Raw genomic sequence first — 463 nt, 5'->3', positions numbered from 1 at the left:
AAGAGCCAGGAGCACTACATGGTGCGCTCCCAGTACCACCGGATCCGGATCGAGAAGGCGGACTACCGGAGCTGGAACACGGCCGACTGGGAGTTCACCTACGCCGACGGCGGCACCGAGTACCGCACCGTCGACCGCGGCTTCGTGGTGAACGACCACCTCGGGTACGCGCTGATGTACACCGCGAAGGCCGGCGACTGGGACGGCGATCTGCGCAAGGACACCTGGAAGACACTGACGGCGTCCTTCAAGCCCAAGTCCTAGGACCCGGAAGGCGGTTCGTGGCACCGGAATCGGGCAACCGCGCGGTGCGGGTTGCCTCCGGCACGTATCGTGAATGGTTGAGGACCGTACGGAGCCGGATGCGGGTGCGAAACGGGCCACGAGACGAACGGATGTGACCAAACCGGGCGGCCGGGGGAGGGGCAGGCGGGATGGACGACTACGCGGGCCGGGTGCTGGC

1 pseudogene is annotated in these 463 nt (G+C 67.2%); it reads left to right on the top strand.

The window, feature by feature from the left end:
• Positions 1-264 (top strand): annotated as a pseudogene (locus CCN72_RS35285) (serine/threonine protein kinase); the annotation flags it as partial.
• Between the last annotated feature and the right edge of the window lie 199 nt (positions 265-463).

Source organism: Streptomyces murinus (assembly GCF_002154555.1).
Lineage (GTDB): Bacteria > Actinomycetota > Actinomycetes > Streptomycetales > Streptomycetaceae > Streptomyces > Streptomyces murinus.
Note: the sequence above shows the minus strand (reverse complement) of the source record. Positions and strands in the feature narration are given on the sequence as shown.